The organism is Deltaproteobacteria bacterium (assembly GCA_016874735.1).
In the GTDB taxonomy this organism is placed as follows: domain Bacteria; phylum Bdellovibrionota_B; class Oligoflexia; order Oligoflexales; family CAIYRB01; genus CAIYRB01.
On record VGTI01000030.1, the window covers coordinates 22,707 to 49,558 of the forward strand.

The following is a 26,852-nucleotide window of genomic DNA, read 5'->3' on the forward strand; positions in this document are numbered from 1 at the left end:
TCCGCGCATGTTCGTCAATCAAAAACGGTCTAGGCGACCGGAGTCCCCTTAGGAGGGGATCGGCAGAATTGTGCACGGACTGAATGATCTTGCAGGAGCGGATTAAGTAGCAGCCTGACTATTTGGTGGAAAGTAGCTCGGGATGAGTTTTTACCAAAGCGTCAAATGATCCCTGTGCGGTGATCCGACCGTCATCCAGGATCAGGATTTGATCGCAGCGCATGAGGGCGCTGGTCCGGTGGGAGGCTATTAGCATCGTCGTACCCAGAGCGAAAATTTGGTCAATGAGCCGTCGCTCGGTGGCTTGATCTACTGCTGACAACACATCATCAAGTAGCATGACAGGCGGTTGGCGCAGGAGCATGCGCGCAAGCGCCAGTCTTTGCTTTTGACCGCCGGACAGGCGGATACCGCGTTCGCCGATTTCGGTGTCCCAACCCGCTGGCCATGCCTCGATTTCGCCTAGAATTTGCGCCGCCCTGGCTGCCGTGCGGAGCGCTTCGATGCCAGGTTCGGGGCTTAGACCCATGGTTAAATTGGCTTTGATCGTTGCTGAGAATAGATGAGCCTGCTGCAGTGCGTAGCCAATCTCACGTCTGACAACTCCAGGTGCCAAATCTAAGATGTCGTGACCGCGGTAGTAGACCGTCCCAGGCGGTGGATCGTAGAGTCGTGTTAAAACCTGAAATAGAGTGGATTTCCCGCTGCCTATGCGGCCAAAAATGCCGAGCCGCTGCCCCTTTGCGACCTGAAAGCTAAGGTCCTTCAAGGCGACGCTCGCGCTGCCTGGATAGCTGAAGTTTAGTTGTCTCACCTCGATTTCGGGAGAGGGTAGTGGTCCAGGCAGGACAGAGATCTCGACCGTATCGCTTGGCTCTGCCTCGGGTGTGGCTTGATCGATAGCGCCGATCCGAGCCAGAGCAGTGCGCGCCCTTTGGAGTAGCGAGAGAATAATACCGAGCGCCGTAAGAGGGAAGGTCAGTAGGCCGATATAAACGTTAAATGCCAATATATCACCGACGGACAGGCGGCCGACCATGACCTCATGACCACCGTAGAGAAGCACCACAAGCTGCGAAACTCCAGCTAAGCAGGACATCAAGGGCCAGATGAAAGTACGTATGTAGACGAGTTGCATCGAGGTTTTAAACACGTCTTCGTTTTGCTGCGCAGCGCGCTGACAAAATGCCGCTTGCGCTGCGTTTGATTGAATCACGTGAACATTAACGAAGGCCTCGGTCACCCGATTAGTCAGGGATCCGACGGCGTCCTGATTAGCCCTGGAATAGGCGTGAATTTTGGGCATGGCATATCTCGTGATGACAAATGTCAGCACGAGTGGGATCAAAAGGAGCACGGTGAGCGTCAGGTGGATTGCGCTCATTTTGGCGAGGGTGAAGACGGTCAAAAAGAGGACGTTCAGGACCTGCAAAACGCCGAAGGCATAAAAGGCACGGAGTTGACTAACGTCGTTTGCCAGACGTGAGATCAGATCCCCGATGCCATAATCGTTAAAGAATCGCTCCCCTAAGCGGACGGCCCGGGAGAATAAATAGGACTTGGTCCGCATCTCGACCTGGCGACCCGGCCAAAAGATAAGAATACGCGATAGCGTGCGGATGAGTATGGTGACAAAGCCGAGTCCGACTATAGTGAGAGCCACGCGACTTTGGTCGGTCAGTGCGTCGTTACTGACCAGCTTGTTAATGATCTCTTTAGCCAGCTGCGGGATTTCAAGATTTATGATGTTGATGGCTGCTAGCAGTACTGTGCCGCTAAGGTACCAAGGCCACAGCGGCAAGACGAAGCGTCGCGTAAAGGCGCCAAATCCCATGGATCCCGCAGATCCGCCAGATCCCCCAGATCCCCCAGCTTTCATAGATGCGATCCCACTTGAGGTGGGACTTGCCGGCGCCGTCGTCAACTTAGGTCTCCTTGGGCGAAAAAGCAGCGTTCAATGGCGGCCTCGCGTGCCGTGGCACCCAGTTCGTGCCATGGTTCAACCACCGTCAATTGACCATTGCTGAGGACCTGCACTTGGTGACATAGCTTCGCACAAAAGCTGAGGACGTGGGTACTTAAAATGGTGCATAGTCCGGCCTCGGCCCGTGCCGCAATGGCCCGTTCTAGTGTCTTGATGTGCGAGAGATCAAGGCCTGAAAATGGCTCGTCCAGAATCAGCAGTGGTGGGCGGTTCAGTGTTGCCAAGGCTAGACCTACGCGCTTTTGCATCCCGTAGGACAGGGTTGCAAGCGGCTTGCTGCGGTAGCTGGCACAGTCCCAAAGCTCCTCTTGTTGCGCGACGGCAAGCTTGGGGTCACTGATACCGTAAAGCTCCGCTGCATAGGTCAGCACCTCATGACCAGTCGCCCAACTGGGTAGAGTTGGATCCTGTGGCAGATAACCAACCTGGCGCTTGAGTTCAGCGCTATCTGGGGTCATTTTGTGCCCGAGCAGCCTCACCTCGCCCGCACTAGGATCGCTATTACCGGTGAGCAGTTGAAAGGTCGTAGTCTTGCCGGCACCGTTTTTACCGACAAGCCCAATGGTCGCGCCTTTAGCCACTGTGAGATGCAAGGGGCCGAGCTTAAAGCCGCTCGCATAAGTTTTAGTCAGGCCCTCGGTCACTAAGGCGATCTCACTAGCATGATTTGCCGCTGTCTCAGTCATGCGCGATAAAACCTCCCTGCTTGACTACCCCGTGCAGTGCTGATGAGTAAAGGAACCAAAGCCAGACCCAGCCAGTGGGCGATGACGGCCGTACCCACGAATAAACAAACGATCAGACTCAAGGGTAGGGTGACGCTCAATCGTCTTCCATCCACTTGTAACAGTAGACTAGGTGTGATGAGGGCGGGAACCGCAGCAACGACGGCGACGCGTGAAGCAGCCACCATGGTCAAAGACCAAGGCATGATTTGGCCGGAGCAATTTTGCCCGAGTAGATAGACGATCAAGGTGACACCCCCGATCATCGAGGCTATGTAAGTGGCGCTGCGTTGGTAAGCGCGCATGAAGTCATCGTGACTGACCCCGAGTCCCCGCTCGAGCCAGGCATGGCGTAAATCCGCAGCCATCTGCACATTCATGGTGGCTGCCAGTAGATAACCAGAGGCTAAGGCCGAGACACAGGCGACAAATAACGGGGCCGCGTTGACGGCGCTCAACATCACGAGGCCAGTAAACGGGACCGATAACACCATCAGCAGACGGCAGAGGCGACTGCGAAAAACAATCTGCGTTAAGCGCCACCGGGTCAGTATGTCGCGCGGCGTGAGAGATCCCAGGCTTAATGCGCGTAGGCTGTTTGCTATCTGATTGTGCTCACCCCGACTTCGACCTTTGCGCTGTTGCGCGAAAGCCAAAATGATGACGCTGCTTACTAGGAGCAGCGCCAACTCCACCGCGGCCGCGCGGGCCAACGACCACCTGGCGAGATAGGTACCCGATAACCACCACGCGGCTCCGTGCCAGAAGATGATGATGGTGGTGGCCCGCAGCCAATGATAGGTGGCTAGGATGCGAGGATCTTCGCCCAGGTATGCCGCCATGGTGGCGACGCTTTTGGGGTCATGACGTAGGATCCAATAGACGGTGACACCGCCCGCCAATACGAGACTGGCTATGGTCAGAGTTTGCGCGAAGGCGGCACGCATCGCCACGGCGATGCTGGCAATTTGCACATTGAGAAAATCGTTGAAGACATAGAGGAACGTGCCAAACATCACTCCGCTGGCGGCGACCACGGTGAGCTCACGCCCCAGATCGTGCCGCAGACGATGGTACCACGCCAGCAACCAGATTCCATATAATGAGAGTCCACGCCTCATGGCATAAGTCCCGCCTGACAATTAGGTCAGGGTTAATCTACAATCGTATGCACAACTTCCCTAGTCTTAGTTCACAGTCGGAGGCTCGATCATGCTTAAGGCCCTAGCTGCCGCACTCATCGCTACGTTGGCACATGGCAGTGTCGCCACGGCTGAGGCCGGCATCGCCATGCGCGCGGAGCCCAAATACAAGCCGGGATTTAAGGCCTTCGACTACGCTAATCCTGAGGCGCCTAAGGGTGGCACCCTCATTATTGGTATGGAGGGGGGCGTCGATACGCTTAACCCTTACGCCCTAAAAGGTGATATCGCCCCCGAGGTGGCTACCCTGGTGTTCCAGGAGCTCGGTGATAACGCGCTCGACGAGCCCTTCAGTCGGTATCCTAGTGTGGCACAGAGTTTTCAGCTCGCAGCTGACCAGTTGTCGCTCACGGTTACGTTACGACCCGAGGCTAAATTCTCCGACGGGAAACCGGTGACCGCGGCCGATGTCGCGTTCAGTTTCGACACCTTTCAATCAAATAAGGTGGCCCCTTTTTACAAATCCTATTGGGCCGATATTAAGTCGGTGAGTGTGATCGACGCCAAGACCGTCAAGTTTGTCTTCAAAAGGGAGAATCCGGAATTAGCCCTCATCACTACGGAGATGGCCATATTCCCCAAACACGTTTACGCCAGCGGTGATTTTGCCTCCCGCGCTGTTGGCTCTGGACCATACACCGTCGCAGACCTGCGTCCTGGGGTATCAATCACTTTCAAGCGTAATCCCAACTGGTGGGCTAAGGATCTCCCTGTCTACCGCGGCCGTTTCAACTTCGACACCATCGTCATCAAATACTACAAAGACCCTACGGCGATGGTAGAGGCGTTCAAACGCGGTGATTTTGACCTCTACGACGTCCGCATGGCTAAGATTTGGTCCAAGGAGATGAATGGCCCCAAGTTTGATGACCTCCACTACATCAAGAAAGAACTTCTGACCACGCGTAATGCGCAGGGGGGACAGGGTTTTGTCTTTAACTTGAGATTGCCCATCTTCCAGGATCTACGCGTGCGCCAAGCGCTGGCCTTGGCCTTTGATTTTGACTGGTCCAATAGGAACCTCTTCTACGGTCAATATGCCGTCAACGAGAGTTTCTTTCAAAATACAACGCTCGCGGCTACCGGCATGCCGACGCCCGAAGAGCTGGCAGTGCTGACGCCACTAAAGGCTGATTTGCCTGACGAGGTGTTTTCAAAGCCGATGGGTTGGCTCGGTAAAGGTCAGCCGATCCAAGACCGCTTGAGAGCGGCGATGCAGCTCCTGAAGTCTGCAGGTTACCAGATCAAGGACGGCGTCGCGACGGGTCCAGGGGGGCAACTTGCCTTTAAGTTTTTACTGGAGCCAGGTGGCCTGCAGCGCGTCGTCGAGCCTTACTTGCAAAATTTACGTAAACTCGGCGTCAACGTGACGATGGAGGAAAAGGAGCAGAGCGTCTACATCCGCCGCGTAGATCAGCGTGATTTCGAAATGACCAGTCTGATCTACGGCCAGTCGCAGTCTCCTGGTAATGAACAAAAAGCCTACTGGACCTCGGCCGCCGCCGACGAGTCGTACTCCCAAAATTACAGTGGCCTTAAAAATAAGGCCGTCGACGTACTCGTATCAAAGGTCATTTACGCACAAAGTCGCAGTGAACTGGAGCTGATGACGCGCTGTCTGGACCGTGCCCTCTATCATACGCACCTCATGGTGCATAACTGGCATTCCCCTAACTACCGGCTCGCATACTGGGATAAATTTAGCCATCCCAACACTTTACCCACCTATTACACCACGCGTCAGTTTTACGAGCTCATGTGGTTTGACGCCGCTAAAGCACAGCGCCTCACGGACGCTCAAGCCAAGGGAGTACCGCTACTGTAATGCAGAGCTATATCTTCAAACGTCTGCTCCTCATGCTGCCGACGCTGCTTGGTGTAGTACTGATCAATTTTGCCATCATTCAATTTGTTCCCGGTGGTCCGATTGAGCAGTTTATCGCAAAATCAAGGCACCAAATGGGGGGGGAGGTTGCCTCGGGTGATATGAGCCGCGCCATGCGCAAGGGGCTCGACGAGGAACAAATCAATGAGCTGAAAAAACTCTACGAGTTTGATCAACCCTGGCCGGTACGTCTTGGGCGTTGGACCTATAAGCTCTTCACCTTCCAATTTGGCGAGTCCTACTTTCACCACAAATCGGTCATGGAACTAGTGCGTGACAAGATGCCCGTATCCCTGTGGTTGGGAATCACGTCGTTCTTCTTAACCTACGCGCTGTGCATTCCCTTGGGAGTAGCGAAAGCGGTACGGCAGGGTACGCCTTTTGATGTGACCACCAGTGTCTTAGTCCTCGTCGGCTACAGCATGCCTGGATTTGTGCTCGGGGTGCTTTTGATCTGGTTACTTGGGGGGGGAAGTTTCTGGGATGTATTCCCTATAGCTGGACTCCATAGCGACGACTATTTAACGCGTGATCTTTGGGGCAGGATCAAAGATACCTTGCATCATCTCGCACTGCCACTCATCTGCCTCAATATTGGCAGCTTTGCCGTTATGACGAGTTTAACCAAAAATACGGTCGTCGATAATATGGGCCAGCAGTACGTCCTTACGGCTCGGGCCAAGGGTGTCAAGGAAACTTGGGTGATCTGGCGCCATGTGTTTCGTAATTCGATGATTCCTCTGGTGACGGGCTTTGCAGGGAGCTTCCTGACCATGTTTTTCACCGGGAGTTTGCTGATTGAAACCCTGTTCAGTCTGGATGGCCTAGGGCTACTTTCCTACAGATCGGTCATGGCCCGCGACTACCCAGTGGTGATGGCAACGCAGTTCTTTTTCTCCATCCTATTTGTCGTCGGTAACCTTCTGAGTGATATGATGTACGTGATGGTCGATCCACGTATTAGTTTTGAGCAGGTAGCGGAGTGACAGGATGGCTTTAAGTCCCCGCGTAAAACGCCGGCTACAAATTTTTCGCGGTCTGCGCCGTGGCTACTTTAGCCTGCTTGCCCTGACAGTTCTGATCGCTGTGTCGCTCGCGGCCGAATTACTTTGCAATCAGCGTCCCTTGGTCGTGCGCTACGAGGGGCATTGGTATTGGCCGGTATTTGTGAGTTATCCGGAGACCGCCTTTGGTGGTGTTTTCGATTCCGAGGCGGATTATCACGAGCCTACGGTGGCCGATGCCCTAAAACGAGACGGGAATTGGGCTATGTTTCCGCCCGTTCAGTATGACTACCAGTATATCGATACGCGGCTGAGTCAGCCCGCGCCATCGCCTCCCGACGGAAGCCATTGGCTCGGGACCGATGATCGTGGGCGCGATATTGTGGCGCGTCTCGTTTATGGTTTCCGCTTGTCAGTGGTGTTTGGCCTAACATTGGCGGTCTTTGGCTCACTGATGGGCATCGTGCTCGGGGCGCTTCAGGGTTATATCGGCGGTGTCTTTGACCTGATCAGTCAGCGCGTCATCGAAGTGTGGTCGGCGCAGAATGAACTCTACTTGCTGATCATTTTGAGCTCCATATTTGAGCCTTCTCTGACGCTGATATTTGTACTTTTGTCGCTCTTTGGCTGGATGGGGCTTGCCGCCTATGTGAGGGCTGAGTTTCTGCGGGCGCGGCAGGCGGAATACGTGCAGTCAGCGATCGCTTTGGGAGGGCAAAGATGGCGCATCATCCTGAAGCACGTCCTGCCAAACGCACTGACGCCGGTCATTACCTTTTTTCCCTTTCGCATTGCCGACGGTGTTATGGGGCTGACGGCACTAGATTTCTTGTCACTTGGTGTACCACCACCCACGCCCAGTTTAGGCGAGCTACTTAGTCAGGGTAAAGCCAACCTGACAAGTTGGTGGATTATCGTCTCCGTCTTTGTTGTGATCAGCGCGCTCATCCTCATGCTCAACTTCGTCGGTGAAGCCGTGCAGAAGGCTATGGATCCACGCTCGGTGGCTTAGTGGCGGTGTTTGTGGACGTCGATGGCTTGGTCGCTGTCACAGGCGTCGGTCCAGGCGGCGGTGTGACTTTAGTGGGACGTGCAGCCTCGCAATTTTGCTCGGCGTCTACCGGGATCACGGCATTTATGATGGCAGTTATAGGTGAGCCTGCTTGGGCTCCAGTGGGTTGAGAGCACTGTGGCTCGTCTGCGGCAGCGCGTCGATTCTCGAGAGCTTTCGCTTGTCTTTGTTGGAGTTTGCGCTTCTCTTCCGGTGTGAGATCGTCGCGGTTACTTGGTTGGTCGCTGGTCTTGGAAGTGGGCGACTGGGAATTAGAACTGCCGGAGACAGCCCCGCCGCCACCACTGACGCCGTAGCCGCTGCTGCCGAGGACAATGCCGCCAGCGCTAACCTGCTTAGTGTTTAGTCCTGGGACAAATTCGTGTTGGGCCTTTAGGCCAATCAAACGGCCACCGTTAAAGTTTTGATTTTCTGCGCGCGCAATGTCGTCGCCGACGGGGCCGCCAATATCGCGGGCGATCTGCTGCATCAGAGGGGAGTTAGGCGCTCGCGTACTCAGCCCCTGGGGCGTGCTGGATGAAGCATCGTCGGCATAGGCCATTTGCTGCTCCTGCATATCAGCTTCGATGTCGAAACCCTCCTGCGCATTTGACTGGGTAATGGTGGGTATCGACTTAGCGAACAGAGCCCGACGGCCACCTTGGTCACTGAGGCGCCACTGCACCTGACAGGGTAACTCCGATGTTAGGATGGCGAATTGATTTTGTAAGGTTTTGGTACTAGCTGCTTTGGTAGAGACCGATCGTACGGTTTTGCGGCCGCGGCAACTCACGGCCGTCTTACTCTGCAGACCAGTAATATTGGCGAGTTCTGGTTTTTTCTGCTGTTTGGTCGCGCCGCGTTTGTAGAGACCACAGCCGATTTCGATATTCTCGCCGTTGCGGCCTTTGGCCGCCACGTTTTCTGCTGCATCAATAAAGGCACAGGTCAAATAAGCCCCCACGATCTGCTGGGGTGGGTCGGCGGTTTGCGATTCGGGTTGGTCGTTGCTACGTCCCTGGCCGAGATCGAAACTGAAGCCCGGCAACTGGAGTGGGCCACTGCTGCTAGCGTCGCATGCTGCTAACATGCTGATCCCTAAGGATAGTACTGCGAGATGCGCGGAGATCTTGGAGGCATGCATGAGGACGCCTTAAATTGAGACCGGGGCCAATTTTTGTCTGGTTTCAACTACTAAATCTAATCTCTTATCGGTCTGATCTTCTTAAAACTTGAGTGATTTCAAATTTAAGACAGTAATCGCAGGCTTATCTTCCGATTTAGGTGCCACTCGATTTGCAATTCCTGGCTGGGTTCGCTATAGACTGGGCTTCGGCGCATCCCGGGGGAGCCATGATTGACGTCCAAGCCAGCAGTGGGGCATCTAAGTTTGCTATTGAGTCGGTAGGTATCACCAGTCTGACCTATCCGATCATTGCGCGCGATGCTGCTACGGGCGAGCACCAAACTACCGTGGCGAGCTGGCAGCTGGGGGTTGATCTCGATGCTTCCCGGCGGGGCACCCACATGTCGCGGTTCATCACCGCGCTTGATGAGATTGCGGCAACCCCCCTCGACCTTGACGGTCTGTACCGCTTTGCCTGCGACATCGCAACTCTACTACATGCCAACTCTTCACAGCTGTCGGCGTCTTTTCGATGGTTTAGGCGCGTGGCTGCGCCGGTCAGTGGACGCTCTGCGCTCCTAGAGAGCGACGTCACGTTTAAGGCCGTCAGCGGGGACCAGGCGCGGAAAAGTTTGACCATCAAGGTTGCGGCTAAATCGCTATGTCCATGCTCCAAAGCGGTGGCAGAGCGTGGGGCTCACAACCAAAGATCCGAGCTCAAGCTGACGGTGCATTTGCATCCAGAGAGCAAGACACCGAGCATCAACGAGCTACTAGGTCTACTTGAACGCAGCGCCAGCTCGCCGGTATATCCCGTGCTGAAGCGCGAGGACGAGAAGTTTGTCACCGAGGCGGCCTACGATCAGCCCGTCTTTGTCGAGGACATCGTGCGCGCCGCTGCGGAGCAGGCATCGAGCCTGGGTCAGCTCGCCGGGTTTGAGGTCGAGGCGGTCAATCGGGAGTCCATTCACGCCCATGACTGCTATGCCCGGATCAGTTTTCCCTAAGCGGACGATGCGACCAAGTGCTTAGGATAAAAACTAGGATTAAAAATTAGGACAAAAAAACCGGCTGCCACGAGCTCTCTGGCAGCCGGCTTAATTCGTTGGTTAGCAAACCAAGAATTAGCGAACTAGGAAAAATTACTTCTTCTTTTTCGCTTTTTTCGCGCCGGTCTTCTTCTTGCGGCGAGCTTTCTTCTTGACTACTGCGCCAGCGGTGCCAGCAGCTGCAGCCTTCTTCTTCTTCTTGCCCACTTTTTTCTTAGCGGTGCCAACTTTTTTTGCTTTTGCAGCGGTCTTCTTCTTAGCAGCTTTCTTTTTCTTCTTAACCAAGGCTTATCTCCTCCGACATACGTTAAAGTTTACCCGAACATTCGGGAACCCTATCCACACTCTCAGCAACACAAATGTCGCATCGATTAGTAAAGTGTATCATGACCTGCGACAGTGTTAAAAATTTTTTACCGAATCTTGCTTGCCTTTTCAAACAATTTCGCAATCCACTTGTGACTCTCACTCCCCAACGCTGACATTTTTTGCGTCTCACTTAAATCTTTGTACGCATTGGCGCTCATGAGTTTAACGCACGGCGGTAATGCACGTAGTCGTTATCGGCAGCATGGCAAAAAAAAATTATAGTCAGCATCAAAATTTCACACCCGAGCCTGCACCGACCATGAACAAACTGCTCGTTGCCTGACTAAAATTTTGACACGCAGCGATCTCGCAGCTTGCATCGGCATTGATCCGATACCACTGCCAAGTCATCGTCAGATCGGCTGTCCAATGCGCGGAAAGCTCCCACCGCAAAAAGGTGTCACCCATGGCGCTCAGGGCTTTCAGCTTGCTGTTAAAAGCTAGCGGTTGATAGCTGATCAGACCAAAGGCGTTCACTTTTTCAGACAGATTTTTTGCCGCTTCGATGGCAATCGCTGGTCCTGTGGTAGCCTCGAGTCGCAGTGATGCTGTGCCTAGATTTACGTCCGTGATTCCCATCACTGGTAGCTTTGTATAGACCGGTCCCGCACCTATAGCGAACGAGGAATCATCGTCACCCATACCGCGACTCAGCTCGTAAAATAGGAAAGATTTGCCCGTTGCTCGTAAGAATTTAGCGGCGTTGTGATTGCCACTCGTGACGGTCGTTAGGTTGTGGGCTTCGCCTTGCGCATAGACTAGCCAGGTGGCGTTAGCTGGTTGCCAGCTAAGGGCAAGACTGGTGCTACCTACATCCGAATTACCGCTGTAGGCATCCACACCTGCTTGGGCACTGAATGATTCACGCCCTGCTGCAAGTAGCAGGGACATCCGGAAACGGCCTGGATGCAGCCTCAGTGTGTGCCCCGAAAAGGTAACGATGGAATCAGCCTCGTCCTCAGCAAGGGGATCGTACTCCTTACCCTGCGCAAGCTCGCTGACAAAACTATGATCGTCCGTACCATCAGACTGCATACTTTGCTTAGTCAGCGGAGCAGCCTTGACCGGCAGTTCACTAATGAGCTGACCTTGGTCGGATATCGCCTTGACCGTGATGTCTGAAACAGTCTTGAGCATCAGCCACGTGGACTTGGTCCGGAACGCGACATCGACTCCGCGAAATTTGTAGCGACCTCGGTAATAGGAGGCACCAGGAATAGGGTCCCAACGATAGACGGCGGTTTTCTCAGCCGCGCTGGCCGGCCCCTCAGAGCTCGACCACAAAGCGCCCACCAAGCATAGTCCAAAAAAGTGGCTCTTCAACGATTTGCCCAACATAGCGCGTCACCACAGTGGAAGTGTTTTTGATGGCAAAACATGCTTCAATCATGTGGGAATCGGCAGTTGATAGCAAGTCAGTAACCTACGATCATTTTAGGCAACCATACTTTTCAAACACCTGTTCTAGGTTGACTGCTGGATCCGTCACCGCGAGACCGTAACGGACGGAATCCTGCTTGCCGAAGTCCGGCGTGCTCCATGCCACAGTCAGAGCAATCTCACCGTCGGAGACGACCAAATGGAGTTCGAGACCCACAGGTAAAATCTTTTTCTCGCCGATGATCACGATCCCCAACCCATGCGCGGATACGTCGACCGGGCGACAGGATACGGCCCCCTTACCGTCCGTGCGGATCAAGCTGCCTGGAAGCACGCCCGACAGCTGGCGCCGTTCGGTAAAGCGTCGCTCCTTGAATAAGGCCAAGCCCATAACACATCCTCCTGGAATCCATGCACACACATTAGCTTCTTGCCAATGCCTTCGGCATTTCCTGGAAAAACCTGAGGGTATTCCTGAATATGTTCTTAAATTAGGGGTTTAAGTATGATCATTAAATTGCCCCCACAAGCTGCCAGAGTTCACTCCAGCGCTTGGCGACCTGCTCGTTGCTAAATTGACTGTGGGCTTTTTGATGACCGAGGTGGCGCAGTCGTTGGCGCAATTCTGTACTGTCAAAAGTTTTGACAATAGCATTGGCGAGGGCACGCGCGTCGCCCTCGGGAAACACGAGTCCTGCATCACCGATCACACGTGGGATTTCGCCAGAGGACGAGCCAATCACGATGGCAGAAGCTGCCATCGCCTCGACAAGGACGCGGCCAAACTGTTCCTTCCAATTGGGTCGCGTCAGAGACGGGAGACACAAGATATCGGTGGCCTGCAGATACGTTGCGACCTCTGAGGAAGGCACCTGGGAGCGCCAGTCAATGCGATCAGCGACACCGAGAGATGTTGCCATTGCTGCCAATTTAACCTGCTCCGGTCCCCCTCCCAGAATTAAGAGACGCAGTTGGGGTATTTGGTGGCTCAGCTGCGCCAGCGCAGCCACCATCATGTCCACGCCCTTCTCCTCAACAAGCCGTCCAACAAAGGCGACATAGTAAGCGTCAAGGTGCAAACCAAGACGCGATCGTCTACTTTGCCTGAGGACAAGGTCGTCGGGATCGGCAGCAAATGTTTCGAAGTGCACCCCCATTTGTGGGATTTCTGCGATCGGCCCGCGAAAACCTTTGGCCCGCAAAACCTGCGTTGCCTCGTCATTACCCGTAGCGGCAGCAGCGGCATCGCGCAAGACGCGTCGCTCCATCCACGAAAATGGTGGCGGGTAGGCTTTCAGGATATTTTGCCAGGTGTGAAAAATAAATTTGGCGCCGACATCCTGGGCAACACCGAGACACTGCCGTGTGACCAGCGAGTAGTGCTCCTCTTCGCAGTTGACGATGTCAGGGCGGAACTCCTTAACCGCTTTTGCTAACCCGATGTAAACATGAAAGTGATTACGTCCATTCGCCAAAATGGGAAGCTGTCGCAACCAGTACTGAGCGTCCGTAGCATCAGGCTCAAAACGCTGCGATCCCCAAGCCGGAGGGCAGATGAGACCGATGGTGTAGCCGGCATTGGCTAGCAGGCTCAGTTTTTGACGGTAAGCTGCTGCCACATATGGTTTTGAGATCGTTAAAACGCGCAACGCTGCTCCGCAAAAACTTCAAAATAGCGTATAATAACTCCAAAGGCCACATGCTAGTCCGAATCCCCAGTCGGCGGGATGGTGGATGGGGCGGAGGGGGTTCGTTCATGATTGCGATCTTTCCCGAAATCGTTGCTACTGCAGCCGCCGGTGATAGCGAACGACTAGCCATACTGGTGCGCCAATATTTCGGTGCGGCCGAGTCAAGGGCTCCGAAGCTCGATGTTTCCAAGTTGGCTGAGTCGGCTGGCCTTGCTGTGCGTTCGCTTAAGATTGATGCCCGCGGCGCTTTGCTGGCAAAAGATGAGCGTGGCTCCTTCCAAATTGCCATTGTGCTCCATCCGCACCTCACGGCGGGCGCATCCCAGTTTATGCTGGCACATTTGCTAGGTCGTTATCTGCTTGAGGTGCAGCCCATGATTGCGCGGGGTGACTGGCAGGCAAGCGGCTTCCAGGAAAGAGATTGCGCCCTCACGCGCTATGCTCAGGGAGGTGCCGGGGGGCAGCAGGGATCGCAAACTCTACGTGCGGTGGCGGCAGCCGATGCCTTCGCTGCGGCACTGCTTTTACCCGCGGCTATGCTCGAAAGGGCGCTCGAGAAACTGCAAGACCATGGGCGTGTCGCTAGTTTCTTCGGCGTGCACCCGTCCTTAGTGCGCCGTCGGCTAGATGATCTCAGGGGCGCCAGCGGGGCACCAGTCAACTTTCTTGACGCCGAAACTCGGGCCGGGTTCACCCCGCCGGAACCGACCGTCGTCGAGCCGGAATCCGCTGCCAGTCAGATCATTCCACCCGAGCCGACGATGCCGCGCGCCTATGCGGCCTCTACTTATGGCAGCACGGAAAAGATGACGCGGCAAAAGAGTTTCAAGGATGAGACCCAGGCCACGCCTCAGGCAGCGGAGCGATCAGCCAGTGGCATGGAGAGGCTGCGCGCGATTGCCCGTAAGCTCGATAAAGGTGTGTGACTGGCGGTCGGTAAAAAAACTGTTTGCCCCGCGGCTGATTTAAGCTTAGATGCTCGGTGCATGACCGCTTACGGCGACATTCTTTGGACCCCGAGTGCGCAGCGTTTGGCAAGTAGCCACATGAGCCGTTTTGCGGCCGCCATGAGCAAGCGCAGCGGCTTCCATTTGTCCGAATTTAGCGCCCTGCATCACTGGTCGGTGACGGAGCCAGGTGCATTTTGGGGCGGCGTGGCTGATTACTGCGGCGTCAAATTTATGACACCGCCTAGATCAGTTTTCGTGGCGCCACCGGCGGGGCGTATCCTCGGGGCACAATGGTTCGAGGGGGCGACGCTCAATTACGCGGAGCACCTTTTAGCCGGTGATCCCACGACTGAGATTATCATCGCCTATGCCGAGGGCGCCGCGACGCGCGTTTACACACGCGCAGCGCTGCGACGTGAGGTGGCGCGCTGTGCCGCTGCTTTAAAGGAGCACGGCGTGAGTGCTGGAGACCGCGTGGCGGGTGTGGTGGCTAATGTGCCTGAGGCGATTGTGGCGATGCTTGCCACGACTTCGCTAGGTGGCGTGTGGTCGTCGTGCTCGCCCGATTTCGGTGCCGCCGCCGTCACGGACAGATTGCGGCAGATCGCACCCAAAGTCGTCTTTTTCACCGAGCGTTACCAGTACGGTGGCAAGGCTTTTGACTGCGCAGCGCAGATACAGGCCACACGCGAGGCGCTGCCGCATCTACGCGCGGCCGTGGGTATCGATCACTTAAGCGGCAGTGCGCATGCCAGGGCACCAGGTCTCATCGCTTGGGAGGAGTTTCTCTATGCAGAGGATGCGGTCCTTAGCTTTGTTCCACGCGCTTTTAATGACCCACTCTTCATACTGTTCTCGTCCGGTACCACGGGGGTGCCCAAGGCTATCGTGCATAGTGTCGGCGGCACGTTGGTACAGCACCTAAAAGAGCTGATGCTGCATGCGGATATCGGGCCCGGCTCACGATTGATGTTTTATACGACCTGTGGCTGGATGATGTGGAACTGGATGGTCTCCGCCCTGGCGACGGGAGCTTCGCTCGTACTTTTTGAGGGCTCCGTGGCGACGCCAGATTTAGGCGTATTCTGGCGCACGGCTAAAGAGGCCCGTGTGACTGCGCTGGGTACAAGCCCGAAGTTTGTCGCCACATCAATGGCCCAGTCATACGATGTGAGAGCCGTGCTTTTCGATTATGCTCCGCGTACGGTGCTGACGACGGGAGCACCACTCTTGCCTGAGCACTTTGCGTGGCTTTACCAAATGCTTGCCCCTGCCGACGGCGATCTCCACGTGGCGTCGATTAGTGGCGGTACTGATATTGTTTCCTGCTTCATGCTTGGCACACCCACGTTGCCTGTTAGGGCGGGTGAGATTCAATATGCCGGACTTGGGATGGATATCGACGCCTGGGACGATGCCGGCAGATCATGTCGCGAGACTAAAGCGGAATTAGTTTGTAAGACGCCTTTCCCTTCCATGCCCATCGGATTTTGGAACGATGAGGGCGGCAAGCGTTATCATAGTGCGTACTTTGAGCACTACGATCACTGCGAAGTGTGGCGCCACGGAGATTTCGTCGAAATAACGCGGCACGGCGGCATAGTTGTCTATGGGCGTTCCGATGCGACGCTCAATCCCGGTGGCGTGCGCATAGGCACGGCGGAGCTATACCGCCAGGTTGAGACTATTCCAGGCATTGTTGATGCGATTGCGGTCGCGCGTCGCCAAGATGGTGATGAGGCGATCGTCCTGTTCGTTAAGTTAGCTCCAGGTGTGGCCCTGGATGAGCAACTCCAGAGAGAGATCAAGCGCACCTTGCGCGAGCGTCTCACTCCCCGCCACGTGCCGCACAAGATCATGCAGGTAGGCGACATTCCCTACACACGCAGTGGCAAAAAGGTCGAGCTGGCAGTAACCCAAGCAATCCATGGTGAACCAGTGACAAACTTGGCGGCTCTGGCCAATCCGGAGGCAATGGCAGAGTTTCAGGCCTTGGCTTTGGCATGGCCAAAGTAATGGTTAATAGCCAGCTCGCGCGGAGTTTACGCTCATGGCGGTGACGGCAAAGAGTTTATATGTAGGCGCCCTTAAGACGCATTGGGTATCGTACCTATTTGGTACGGTGGCCCTTTTTTCGTGCAGCATCTCCGAGGTCCTGATACCCAAAGTAGTGCAATGGGCGCTCGATCTTATTGGACGCAAGGGATCTGGCCTGCCCCTCTGGTTAAGACGCGGGTCCCCTGAGAGTGAGTTGCACCTACTGATTCTCATACTACTTATAGCCTTGATCGTCGGCTTATTCGGGCGTCTAGGTTGGCGTCAGCTCTTAGCAAGGCAAACACATGTAGCGGGCAGGGAACTCAAAGTTCGGCTATGGGGCGTCTTGCGCCATGTGCCTCTAGGTACCTTCCACGATTATTCTCTGGGCGATCTCATGAACCGGGCCACCGGCGACTGGAATGCCGTGCGCGCCATCCATGGCTTTACATTGGTGCAGACGCTCGATCTTATATTCTTTTCGACGCTCAGTGTGGGCTGCATCTTGTGGATCCATCTGCCGCTTGGGTTGGCGTCGCTGGTGATTTTGCCGTTTTTACCGTTGCCGATTTTGCGGCTAGCGCGACGCGAGCATGATCTTCATGCCGTGGCTCAAGATCAACTTGGCAAACTTTCGGATGCCGTCACGCAATCACTTAGCACCATCCGTCTGCAGCGGGCGACAGCCAGTGAGGGACCGTGGGAAGAGCGCCTCAGTCACGAAGCGAAACTTTACTCAGAGCAACGATTTGCGGTCGTTAAGACCGGGTGGAAGATCTATCCCTTGGCTGCAATGCCATCGCTTTGCGCCTACGCAGTGATGCTCGTTTGGGGTGTAAGTCTAGTCCAGAGTGGCCAGTTAACAATCGGTCAGTTTGTGGCAATGCAGTCCTATGTCCTGATGTTGCAGGGACCTCTGGCCGACATGGGCGAATGTATTGCCGAGTGGCAACGCGGTTTTGCTAGTTTTGGACGGATCGTCGAGATTTTCAATCTGCAGGCCTTAGCCGAAAGGTGGCGCGGCAAAGATATGCGTCCTACCAGTGACGATCCCACGATTCGCGTTGATCATCTGCATTTTGCTTATGCTCCCGGGGGACGTACGATCCTCAGTGATGTGTCGTTAGACATCGACCCAGGGCGCCATATTGGCATATTTGGACCAATTGGCAGTGGCAAGAGTACGCTCCTCTCACTGATAGCAGGGTTGACTGAGGCGCCCCGCGGTGCGGTCAGACTGGCTGGTGTCGATGTTGATGCGCTTGATCGCACGTGGCTAGCACAATATGTGACGATGGTGCCGCAGCGGGCTTTTCTCTTCGCCGGTACCATCCGCTATAACTTGGAGCTAGACCAGAGTCTGGACGACGACGCTCTGTGGCGTGTCCTTGAACTTGTGCAGCTTGCCAGTGACGTGAGGCAGTTTAGTGACGGTCTCGACAGCTGGGTGGGCGAATGGGGAATTAACCTATCGGGTGGACAAAAACAGCGGCTCGCCCTGGCACGCGCACTCCTCAGACGGCGCCAAATCATCCTTCTAGATGATTGTTTAAGTGCTGTAGACGCGGTGACGGAAGAGTCTATTTTGCAGGGATTAAAGGCGCAGCTCTCCGGGGCAACTGTCATTTGGGTGGCACATCGGTTATCGACTCTGAGGCTTTGTGATCAAGTGTACAAGCTTGATCAAGGTAGACTGTCAGTGGTGAACGAAAGCACCTTGGCGCAGGAGTTGGAGGGACGTCATGAGTGACGCAGCAGCTGCCTCGCGTCGCGAGACTCTCACTAAGGTGAATCCAGCCTTTGACACCGAGGACAAGATCCTGGCAGCAGCCAGTGATTTGATCGGCATGGTACAGATCCTGCGCATGGGATCCCATGTTTACCTGCAACTCCTGAGTGCACTGGCTCTCGTGGTCATAGCATCGGTATCGGTCATGACCGCGGCGCGTACTCTGGGGTTGATCGTCGCTGCCTTAGTCCATGATGGATCGGGCGCCCAAATCACTGGGATGGCTGTTGGTTTTCTGGTGCTTGAGGCCACGGCGGTTGGTTGTCAGTATGCGGGTCGGGTGCTTCTCGCTCATGCCACGATCGCCATCACTTATAAAGTGCGCAGCGAGCTTTTCGCTAAAATGAGGCGCCTGCCCATCAGTTACTTCGACACGCAGCCGCTTGGGCGCACGATTACGCGCCTCACGGCTGATATCGAGGGGATCGAAAACTTTTTTACCGGTACCTTGGCTCGTGTGCTTATAGCCGTCATTAACATCGTCGTCGTCTTAGTAGCGATGGTGGTGACTGATCCTGGGTTTGGCCTTGTGATTGTTGCCGTGTGTTTACCAGCACTAGCGTTCTCTGTCGCCTTGCGCCGGCCGGTGATTTTTTGGCTGCGCACCTATAAACGTCGCTCGGCTCACCTCAACGCCAAGTTGGCTGAGTACCTGAGCGGTTTACCGGTGATCCGAATTTTTGGCCTGGAAATTTGGACCCAGCAGCAATTTGACGAGGCCGCTGGTGAGTTGCTGGACGCAGGTGTCGCTACCCTTAATTGGAATAGTTTCATCAGGCCAGTCACCGTATTTCTGTGCTCACTCCCGACACTGCTTGTACTTTGGTACGGCGGGCATCGGGTCCTAGCAGGCGCCATGGATCTTGGTCTACTGGTGGCTTTTGTGCGCTACAGTGAGCGCTTTGTGTCGCCGATACGCGTGATATCTACTGAGATTCAAAATATCCAAGAGGCCGTCGTGTCGAGTGAGCGCGTGCGGCGGATGCTGACCGAGCCGGAAGAGGCTGACGTAATCGGCGTGTCGGGCGCACTAAGGCCAGTTGTACGCGGTCAGGTAAATTTTCGTGACGTGTGGATGAGCTATCGCCCAGGAAAGCCCGTGCTCAGAGGCCTCAATTTTATGGTCGCAGCCGGTCAGAAAGTTGGGCTCGTTGGTGCCACTGGTTCTGGCAAGAGTTCCACCATCAATTTGATTCCGCGCCTTTATCCCATGGATAGTGGCGACATCTTTATCGACGGTCATCCGATCGCCGCCATTGAGCCCAAATATCTGCGACGTCAGATAGGCTACGTCAGTCAGGACGTCATTGTTTTTGGTGGGACGATGCGCGCTAATCTACTGGCCGCGCATGGCGCGGGGCAGATTTCTGATGAGACGATCCTGGCGGCCTGTCGTCGTACGGGGCTATCCGACGTTATCAGCAATTGCGAGGGTGGGTTAGATTACGTCTTGGTTGATGGTGGCGAAAATTTAAGTGCCGGCGAGAGGCAGTTAGTGGCCTTCACGCGCATGCTGCTCAGGGATCCAGCGATCCTGATTCTTGACGAAGCGACGGCCAATATCGATGAGCGGTGCGAGCGTCTGATCCAGAGCGCGACCTTCGAGCTGATGCAGGGGCGCACCTCATTTGTCATCGCTCATCGCCTCAGTACTATTATCAGTTGCGACCGTATCTTTGTGTTTCAAGCAGGCCAAATCGTCGAGCAGGGCACGCACGACGCCCTGATGCAGCTCGGCGGTTATTATTCGCAGCTTGCCTCAAAACAGCTTGCTGCTGTCACTGCTGCTGGCAGTGGTGCCAAGTAAAACGCGCTGTGCTCACAGCGCACTGCAAGTGACACCTCACTCCCAGGTAAGCACCAATCACCAGCGATGGCTGCTGCCGGTACCATGACAAAAGCGCGCCTTAGCATCTCGGGGTGGGGAATGGTTAGGGTGGGGGTACTGCGCGCGCGCGCTTGCCAGCGGCCCTGGTCGTCGCGCGCTTGCCACAGCAAGATGTCGAGATCGACGGTGCGATTACCCCACCGGACCTGACGGACGCGACCGAGCGTCCGCTCAATGCCCAGGAGTATATCTAGGGCGTCATCTGGCGGGATGTCACTGTGGACGACTATTGCCGTGTTAATGAACGGCTGATCAGCGGCACCGATGGGAGCCGTCTCGAAAAATGGGGCCACAGTGATGACTGGCCCCAGCTCTTTGTTGACAGCATCTATGGCGCCGCGTAATTGGGCCATGCGATCACCGAGATTACTGCCGAGGGCGACCAGATAGCGGTTGCTCTCACGGCCATGCCACGGAGCGTCAGGGGAATCATGTCCAGGTCTAAACGTCATGCGGCGCACCATAACCGTAGTCCAAGGGGCAAGTCAGCTCCAAAATTAACCTTACTCGGTGGCCTGACGGCGGCTGAGTTTTTGGCTGACTATTGGCAAAAGCGTCCGCTACTCATCCGGGGTGCAATCCCTAACTTCCAGACATTACTGACACCAGATCAACTCGCAGGACTGGCCACAGAGGATGGGGTCGAAGCACGGCTCGTCATGGAAAAAGGTGGTGCGCGTCCTTGGCAGGTAGAGCGCGGGCCGTTTCCACGTGAGCGGCTTGAATCTTTGCCACGAGCCCATTGGAGCCTGCTCGTCTCTAACCTGGAGCATTGGCTTGAGGATGCCGGTAGGCTCCTTGATGAATTCAACTTTGTCCCCCTCTGGCGTGCAGATGATCTCATGGTGAGTTTGGCGCCGCCGGGCGGCAGTGTGGGTGCCCATGTTGATTCTTACGATGTATTCCTCCTTCAAGGATTCGGCCGGCGCACATGGCAGATCGCCAGTGGTGGCGACCGGGCGCTGCGGCCCGGGATCGACCTGCGGATTCTCAAGAAGTTTGTTCCTGACGAGAGCTGGGACCTAGAGCCAGGCGATATGCTTTACCTGCCACCTGGGGTGGCCCATCACGGCGTGGCCGTGACGGCCTCTATGACTTATTCGATTGGGTTTCGCGCACCGTCACAGCGCGATATGCTCGCACATTTCTTCGGCTTACCTGAGGCGCTCACCGCGCTCGTCGCAACAGACGCGATGTACCAAGACCCTGGGCTCCCGCTGCAAGCAAATCCCGGAGCTATAAATCCGGATGCTGTGGATGCCGTCACCGCGATGCTGCGGGCCCCACTGGAACATAAGGATGTCGTCGGTCGGTGGTTTGGCCGCCATGTGACGCGGCTGCCCTCGGGGATGGAGGTTGCACCTTCAGGCCGCCGCCTACCGAGTGTCGCTACCGTGCAGCGTGCACTCACAACCGGGCGTCAACTCTGGCGCAGTGATCACGCGCGCTACGCGCATTACACCGCCACCGATGGCAGCCTGTACCTTTATATCGACGGTGAGGAATATCCCCTGGACCCGAAACTGAGCCCTTTGGTTGAGGCCCTGACGGCGCGGCGCAGTCATCATGGTCGCGCGCTCAAGGCTCTGATGCCCCGCAGTGGGCGGGCCGCGGAGGCGGCACTGACCTTGATGCGGCAAATGTTGCGCGATGGCTATCTCTACTTCGCCAAGTAATTGGAGACGACACACACCTTTGGCGGCGCTTCCGCTATAATAGCTAGGTCCAACCTTTTCATCACCTAGTCCTTAGCCGATCATTCGGGAGCGCCCACATGGAACAGGCTGTCGCCGCAATCCGTCCCCATGCGAGTTTCAAGGCATCGAAACCGCGCGATCTCCTATCGCCCGTGTTAGATGTGCTGCTGATTGGTGGGGCTTCGGTCGTCCTCTTTACGCTCGCCTACTTTGGCGTCGACAAGAACGCCGACACGACGCAAATCTCGTGGGCGGCGTTCTACCTGGCCTTCGCGGTCAATAACCCGCACTTTATGGCCTCGTATTTATTGCTGTATCGAGACAAAAGACGCGAACTTCTAACCACTCCACGGTTTTTCTGGGCAGGCGTGCTAGCGCCGACCTTGATTGCGGGATACATGGCCGGCTGTATTTTTCTGAAATCGCCAAAGTACCTGAGTTATGCCGTCAACTTCATGTACTTTACCGTCGGCTGGCACTACATCAAGCAGATCTATGGCACCGTGGTCGTCACGGCAGCGCGACGGGGCTATTACTTTACGGGCCTTGAGTCACGGCTACTTAAAGCCAATCTCTTTCCCGTTTGGTTTATGTCACTCATCAACGGCAACTTGGGTATCCGCGAGCTCATGCATTACGGAGTTGGTTACCATACTTTTGATCTGCCGCCCTGGCTCATGACGGTCAACTACGGTTTCCTGGTTATCAGTCTCGTGGTGGTGACAACCATCGTTTATCGCAAATGGCTGGCGACGGGTAAGCTACCTGGATGGCCGGCTTGCGCCTCGTTCGCAGCAATTTATGTGTGGTATTTGCCGTCATTTTATCACTCGGTATTTTGGTACTTGATCCCATTTTTTCACTCGCTACAGTATCTATTATTCGTGATGGCGCTGAAAAAAAACCAGTACACCGCCGAGGCCGAGGCGGCGACTGCTGACGCTGTCGGTCAGCGTGCGTTTTTTGCCAAGCACGTGCTTGGCTTTGCCGCGGCAGTATTAGTCCTCGGATTTTTGATGTTTGACGGCATCCCCTTTATGCTTGATCAGGTGATGCCTTATGACCGAACACTGTTCGGACCCCAGCTCGCCATGTTTGTCTTCATCACTTTTATCAACATCCATCATTACTTTATCGATAACGTGATTTGGCGGCGCGACAACCCAGCGCTCAAGGCGTATTTGTAGCTTTGGCTTGTCGTCCCACCTGCGGCTAAGTTAAGCCTAAAGTCCAGCAGGTGGAGGACAGCGATGACGGCGATGTTAGTATGTTAGTGGTGACCCTCGGTGACCCCTATGGCGTCACGATTGAGCTATTGGCTGACGCGCTGCGTGCGGGAGGCCTCGCGGGTCCGTGGCCTGTGGTGCTCGTCGGTAGCAACTGGCATTGGCAGGATCAGCTGCGGCGTCTAGGACACTCCCTTGGGACTGAGATCGAGATCACGGTGCTTCGTGGTGCTCAAGCTGCTAGCGAGTTGCTTAGGGTGCGCGGCAGTGGTCTTTATTTTGTCGACGTCGGGTCCCAGGCGGGAGAGGCACCGGCGGAGACTTTAACGCCCGTGATTCGTGGTGAGCTCGCCGTCGGAGCCCTGCATTGGTTGCGGGAGCTTGAGGCTGCACGTCGTGCGACCAGCGTTACGACGCCTCTGGCCGTAGTAACAGGACCGATCGACAAATATGCGGCGGGGGCAGCCGCCTTTGGCTATCCAGGTCAGACGGAATTTTTTGCCGCTTTGTGGCAGAGCCAAGCCATCATGATATTGGCTGGCCCTAAACTGCGCGTTGGTCTGGTGACTAATCATCTGGCGCTGCGTGACGTAGCAAAGACGCTAAGTAGCGATTTGATTTGTGCCAAAGCTATCTTGCTGGCGCGAAGTATCCGCAGCACTTACGGGATTGAGCGGCCGCGCCTTGCCATCACGGGTCTCAACCCCCATGCTAGTGACGGTGGACTATTTGGTGACGAGGAGCATCAAATCATCGCACCGGCCGTGCAGAGAGCCCAAACGCAACTGGGACTAGAGGCTACTCTGACCGGCCCGTTACCAGCGGATACGGCCTTTTACCGCGGTTACCGCGGTGATTTTGATGCCGTGCTCGCCATGTATCATGACCAAGGGCTGGGGCCCCTAAAGACCGTTCATTTTGATGACGCTGTGAATGTATCGGGAGGGCTTAAGCATTTTCGTGCCTCCCCAGATCATGGACCAGCAGCAGATATTTTCCTGCGCCGTCAGGCTTCCCCCGCTAGCATGACGGCTGCCATCAAGCTTGCTGCTGATTATTTGCATAAATTTGGGGAGAACACACGATGACAGAACCCGCAGCAACCATCGAGGTCCGTGGCGCCGCCGCACATAACCTGAAGCAAGTCGATGTCACCATAGACCGTGGGACACTCACCGTGGTGACTGGCGTGAGTGGCTCCGGTAAGAGCTCGCTCGCTTTTGATACCGTACTGGCCGAGGCCCAACGGCGGTTTTTTTACACCCTGTCGCATTACTCGCGGCAGTTCTTAGATCTTTCGTCGCGACCTGCCGTGCGCTCGATCACGGGACTTTCGCCGGCGATCAGTGTGGCACAAAACGAGACGCCGCCATCCCGCCGGGCAACCGTGGGCACCATCACTGACCTGAGTGAACTCCTGGCGGTGCTGATGGCCCGCTTTGGCGCGCAACTCTGTCCGACGCATAATCTAGCGACGGCGGCTATGACGCCAGAGGCTATGGCCACGCATATCATGGAGGACAGCAGTGGTCAGACGATCGCTATCTGTGCTCCTGTGGTCACGGCTAAGAAAGGCGTATTCAAGGCACAACTCACGCAGTTTGCCGCACGCGGCTACACCAAGGCCAGCATCGATGGCGCGTTGGTGTCGCTCACCCCTGTTCCGCAGCTTAATAAAGAGCTCAAGCACACGATCAAAATCATCATCGATACGGTCAAGATCAAGCCTGAAGCGGCGAGTCGACTGAGGCGCAGCATTGAGACCGCTCTTGCCGAGGGGCAGGGCTTTGTCGATGTGGCCCCCTGTGACGCGCGGGGCAAACTCGACGAGAGCTCGCTACAAACTTTTGCTGCCGCTGGGGGCTGTCCGCAGTGTGGTTTTAGCTGGCCACGACTTGATTCGCGCCATTTTTCAGCCAATTCCCTCGGTCAGTGTAAAGCCTGCCGCGGCCTTGGGTACGATACGACCGGACTCGGGAGCAGCGGGCTCAGTGATGAAGAGGCGGAGGCAGATAGCAGTGGGGATTTAAGTCTGCGCGCCAGACTTGGTCTCGATGCTCCGTGTCAGGCCTGCCGCGGGACTGGGCTCTCCCCTGAACTGAGCGCGATTAGGTTAGGGGAGGCATCGCCGTTAGATTTGCAGCAGTTGACGCTACTCAAGCTCGAAGATTGGCTGACCCAGCTCATCGCCCATCGTGGCAGCAACCCTGCTCTCGCTCGGGTGGCCGACGAGGCGTTGGCGACTGTGCGGCGTATTAACGGTATCGGTCTTGGCTACCTAACTTTAGCCAGGCGTCTACGCAGTCTGTCTGGCGGAGAATCGCAGCGTCTCAAACTCGCTGGTATCCTGGTCGAGGACTTGCGTGGGGTACTCTATGTGTTGGATGAGCCGAGCCAGGGTCTGCATGCTAGCGAGCTAGATCAACTCGTGATGTCGCTAAGACGGCTGACTGCTTCGGGCAACACCGTGCTGATGGTGGATCATGACGAGCGGTTGATGCGTGCGGCCGATTGGATTATCGATCTTGGACCCGGCGGTGGCATGCGGGGTGGGCGACTTATGGCCAAATTCAAGCCGACGGAGGCCGCCCGGTTTGCGCGCGAGTCGCTGACTGCCAAATATTTAGCGAGTGCTAATAGTCAGACGATAGATAAACAAAATAACATTACAAACAAGTCACCAGCGATCATCATCGAAGGTGCTCATTGTCACAATTTAGCGATCGATAGTGTAAGATTTCCGCTAGGTGGCTGGTGTGTTGTGACTGGGGTCTCGGGTGCTGGTAAGAGTTCTCTGGTACTACAGACGCTTTATCCAAACCTGGTCGCACTACTCTCCGGTAGCAAGAAGCCGCCAACTCACGCCAAGAAGTTTACTGGCGCTGACGCAGTGACGGCCGTGCACCTCGTCGACCGCCGTCCGATCGCCAAAAGTGGCGTGAGCATGCCCGTGACCTATTTGGACGTACTGGGCGAGCTGCGCGATATCTATGCTGCGCAGAGTGATGCCCAGGTGATGGGACTGACAGCTAGGTCGTTTTCGCTGTCGGTGGAGGGTGGGCGCTGCCCCGAATGTAAGGGGCGCGGTGAGCTGAGTTTGACGATGCGCTTTCTAGCGGATGCGCGCGTCCGGTGCCCGGTCTGTAAGGGGCAACGCTTCCAAACGAGTGTGCTGGGGGTTCGCTACTTAGGGTTATCGCTGGCGCAGGTTCTTGAACTCACGCTAGATGAGGCCTTAGATCATTTTAAAAATCATCGTAAGATCGTGCAGCGCCTGAGTCCTGCCGTGGAACTAGGGCTTGGCTATCTGAAATTAGGACAACCCAGTGCCAGTCTTTCCGGTGGTGAGGCGCAGCGGCTGAAACTAGTGCCCTACCTCGGTCGTAGAATCGATGCCGGCACGTTGCTGATTCTGGACGAACCAACGACAGGATTGCATTTTGCCGACGTAGATTTACTGTTGGGTATCCTGCGACGCCTGGTCGCAGCTGGTGCCACGGTCGTCACTGTCGAGCATAACGAGTCGGTCATAGCGGCCGCAGACTGGGTGATAGAGCTCGGGCCAGGTGCGGCGCATGCGGGTGGCAAGCTCGTCAGGCAAGGCCAAACTGATCTACTTGAGTGTTGTTAAGCATTATGCCATTTGCACCTCCCAATCGGCCCCATCTAGGTGCTGATTGTGGATCCAAGCATAGATGGATAGCAGGTATTTGAGCCTGTCGATACGCTTAGTAGTGGTCCAAGTACGGCGACTCATGCGCTTAATGTTGTCCCGAATCATGGCGCAAGTATGGTTCAA

21 protein-coding genes are annotated in these 26,852 nt (G+C 55.6%); 12 read left to right on the plus strand and 9 right to left on the minus strand.

What is annotated here, in order from left to right; all coding sequences use genetic code 11:
* Nucleotides 1-118 precede the first annotated feature (118 nt).
* From FJ146_12365 to FJ146_12375, 3 genes are read right to left on the minus strand one after another with little or no spacing between them, the layout of a single operon-like run.
* Nucleotides 119-1,924, minus strand: a complete 1,806-nt coding sequence (locus FJ146_12365; GenBank protein ID MBM4252758.1) for an ABC transporter ATP-binding protein — start codon at nucleotides 1,922-1,924, stop codon at nucleotides 119-121.
* Nucleotides 1,921-2,670: an ABC transporter ATP-binding protein gene (locus tag FJ146_12370; protein ID MBM4252759.1), complete on the minus strand. Its 750-nt coding sequence runs from the start codon at nucleotides 2,668-2,670 to the stop codon at nucleotides 1,921-1,923. The genes FJ146_12365 and FJ146_12370 overlap by 4 nt, the downstream gene beginning before the upstream one ends.
* Entirely contained in the window at nucleotides 2,667-3,830 is a 1,164-nt protein-coding gene (locus FJ146_12375; GenBank protein ID MBM4252760.1) for a hypothetical protein, read from the minus strand. Before FJ146_12375 ends, FJ146_12370 begins: the two co-directional genes overlap by 4 nt.
* A 91-nt stretch (nucleotides 3,831-3,921) precedes the next feature.
* Between FJ146_12375 and FJ146_12380 the strand changes: the two genes are divergently transcribed.
* The 3 genes from FJ146_12380 to FJ146_12390 are packed head-to-tail and all read left to right on the plus strand — an operon-like array spanning nucleotide 3,922 to nucleotide 7,812.
* On the plus strand, nucleotides 3,922-5,736 hold the full coding sequence (locus FJ146_12380; protein ID MBM4252761.1) for an ABC transporter substrate-binding protein: 1,815 nt from the start codon (nucleotides 3,922-3,924) through the stop codon (nucleotides 5,734-5,736).
* Entirely contained in the window at nucleotides 5,736-6,782 is a 1,047-nt protein-coding gene (locus FJ146_12385) for an ABC transporter permease subunit (GenBank protein MBM4252762.1), read from the plus strand. The genes FJ146_12380 and FJ146_12385 overlap by 1 nt, the downstream gene beginning before the upstream one ends.
* Before the next feature lie 4 nt (nucleotides 6,783-6,786).
* On the plus strand, nucleotides 6,787-7,812 hold the full coding sequence (locus FJ146_12390) for an ABC transporter permease (GenBank protein ID MBM4252763.1): 1,026 nt from the start codon (nucleotides 6,787-6,789) through the stop codon (nucleotides 7,810-7,812).
* Here the strand turns inward: FJ146_12390 and FJ146_12395 are convergent.
* Entirely contained in the window at nucleotides 7,787-8,941 is a 1,155-nt protein-coding gene (locus FJ146_12395) for a hypothetical protein (protein MBM4252764.1), read from the minus strand. The two genes, FJ146_12390 and FJ146_12395, sit on opposite strands and share 26 nt — an antisense overlap.
* 263 nt (nucleotides 8,942-9,204) lie before the next feature.
* Here FJ146_12395 and FJ146_12400 point away from each other — a divergent pair, with 263 nt between their 5' ends.
* Nucleotides 9,205-9,984, plus strand: a complete 780-nt coding sequence (locus tag FJ146_12400) for a GTP cyclohydrolase I FolE2 (GenBank protein ID MBM4252765.1) — start codon at nucleotides 9,205-9,207, stop codon at nucleotides 9,982-9,984.
* Nucleotides 9,985-10,119: 135 nt separating this feature from the next.
* On the opposite strand, the gene FJ146_12405 is transcribed toward FJ146_12400, so the two are convergent.
* From FJ146_12405 to FJ146_12420, 4 genes are all read right to left on the minus strand, one after another.
* A complete protein-coding gene (locus tag FJ146_12405; GenBank protein MBM4252766.1) occupies nucleotides 10,120-10,311 on the minus strand; it encodes a hypothetical protein in 192 nt (63 codons plus the stop codon).
* Between the two features lie 312 nt (nucleotides 10,312-10,623).
* Nucleotides 10,624-11,733 (minus strand): hypothetical protein, encoded by a 1,110-nt coding sequence (locus tag FJ146_12410; protein MBM4252767.1) that lies wholly within the window; start codon nucleotides 11,731-11,733, stop codon nucleotides 10,624-10,626.
* A gap of 91 nt (nucleotides 11,734-11,824) precedes the next feature.
* Entirely contained in the window at nucleotides 11,825-12,166 is a 342-nt protein-coding gene (locus FJ146_12415; GenBank protein MBM4252768.1) for a PilZ domain-containing protein, read from the minus strand.
* Nucleotides 12,167-12,287: 121 nt separating this feature from the next.
* Nucleotides 12,288-13,424 carry a glycosyltransferase family 4 protein gene (locus FJ146_12420; protein MBM4252769.1) on the minus strand — a complete coding sequence of 379 codons (1,137 nt, stop codon included), beginning with the start codon at nucleotides 13,422-13,424 and terminating at the stop codon, nucleotides 12,288-12,290.
* Here FJ146_12420 and FJ146_12425 point away from each other — a divergent pair.
* The 4 genes from FJ146_12425 to FJ146_12440 are packed head-to-tail and all read left to right on the plus strand — an operon-like array spanning nucleotide 13,397 to nucleotide 20,049.
* Nucleotides 13,397-14,392, plus strand: a complete 996-nt coding sequence (locus tag FJ146_12425) for an ImmA/IrrE family metallo-endopeptidase (protein MBM4252770.1) — start codon at nucleotides 13,397-13,399, stop codon at nucleotides 14,390-14,392. The two genes, FJ146_12420 and FJ146_12425, sit on opposite strands and share 28 nt — an antisense overlap.
* Nucleotides 14,393-14,452: 60 nt before the next feature.
* The gene (locus tag FJ146_12430) at nucleotides 14,453-16,432 is read left to right on the plus strand and encodes an acetoacetate--CoA ligase (GenBank protein ID MBM4252771.1); all 1,980 of its coding nucleotides are present in this window, start codon (nucleotides 14,453-14,455) and stop codon (nucleotides 16,430-16,432) included.
* Nucleotides 16,433-16,466: 34 nt separating this feature from the next.
* Nucleotides 16,467-18,203 (plus strand): ABC transporter ATP-binding protein, encoded by a 1,737-nt coding sequence (locus FJ146_12435; GenBank protein ID MBM4252772.1) that lies wholly within the window; start codon nucleotides 16,467-16,469, stop codon nucleotides 18,201-18,203.
* Nucleotides 18,196-20,049 carry an ABC transporter ATP-binding protein gene (locus FJ146_12440; protein MBM4252773.1) on the plus strand — a complete coding sequence of 618 codons (1,854 nt, stop codon included), beginning with the start codon at nucleotides 18,196-18,198 and terminating at the stop codon, nucleotides 20,047-20,049. Before FJ146_12435 ends, FJ146_12440 begins: the two co-directional genes overlap by 8 nt.
* Here the strand turns inward: FJ146_12440 and folK are convergent.
* Complete coding sequence (gene folK / locus FJ146_12445; protein ID MBM4252774.1) at nucleotides 19,986-20,594, minus strand: 2-amino-4-hydroxy-6-hydroxymethyldihydropteridine diphosphokinase; 609 nt, start codon at nucleotides 20,592-20,594, stop codon at nucleotides 19,986-19,988. The genes FJ146_12440 and folK overlap by 64 nt on opposite strands.
* On the opposite strand from folK, the gene FJ146_12450 reads away from it, so the two are divergent.
* From FJ146_12450 to FJ146_12465, 4 genes are all read left to right on the plus strand, one after another.
* The gene (locus tag FJ146_12450) at nucleotides 20,562-21,806 is read left to right on the plus strand and encodes a cupin domain-containing protein (GenBank protein MBM4252775.1); all 1,245 of its coding nucleotides are present in this window, start codon (nucleotides 20,562-20,564) and stop codon (nucleotides 21,804-21,806) included. The genes folK and FJ146_12450 overlap by 33 nt on opposite strands.
* A 98-nt stretch (nucleotides 21,807-21,904) precedes the next feature.
* Entirely contained in the window at nucleotides 21,905-23,014 is a 1,110-nt protein-coding gene (locus tag FJ146_12455) for a hypothetical protein (protein ID MBM4252776.1), read from the plus strand.
* An 80-nt stretch (nucleotides 23,015-23,094) separates the two neighbouring features.
* Nucleotides 23,095-24,141 carry a 4-hydroxythreonine-4-phosphate dehydrogenase gene (pdxA, locus tag FJ146_12460; protein MBM4252777.1) on the plus strand — a complete coding sequence of 349 codons (1,047 nt, stop codon included), beginning with the start codon at nucleotides 23,095-23,097 and terminating at the stop codon, nucleotides 24,139-24,141.
* Nucleotides 24,138-26,684 carry an excinuclease ABC subunit UvrA gene (locus FJ146_12465; protein MBM4252778.1) on the plus strand — a complete coding sequence of 849 codons (2,547 nt, stop codon included), beginning with the start codon at nucleotides 24,138-24,140 and terminating at the stop codon, nucleotides 26,682-26,684. Before pdxA ends, FJ146_12465 begins: the two co-directional genes overlap by 4 nt.
* Nucleotides 26,685-26,852 lie beyond the last annotated feature (168 nt).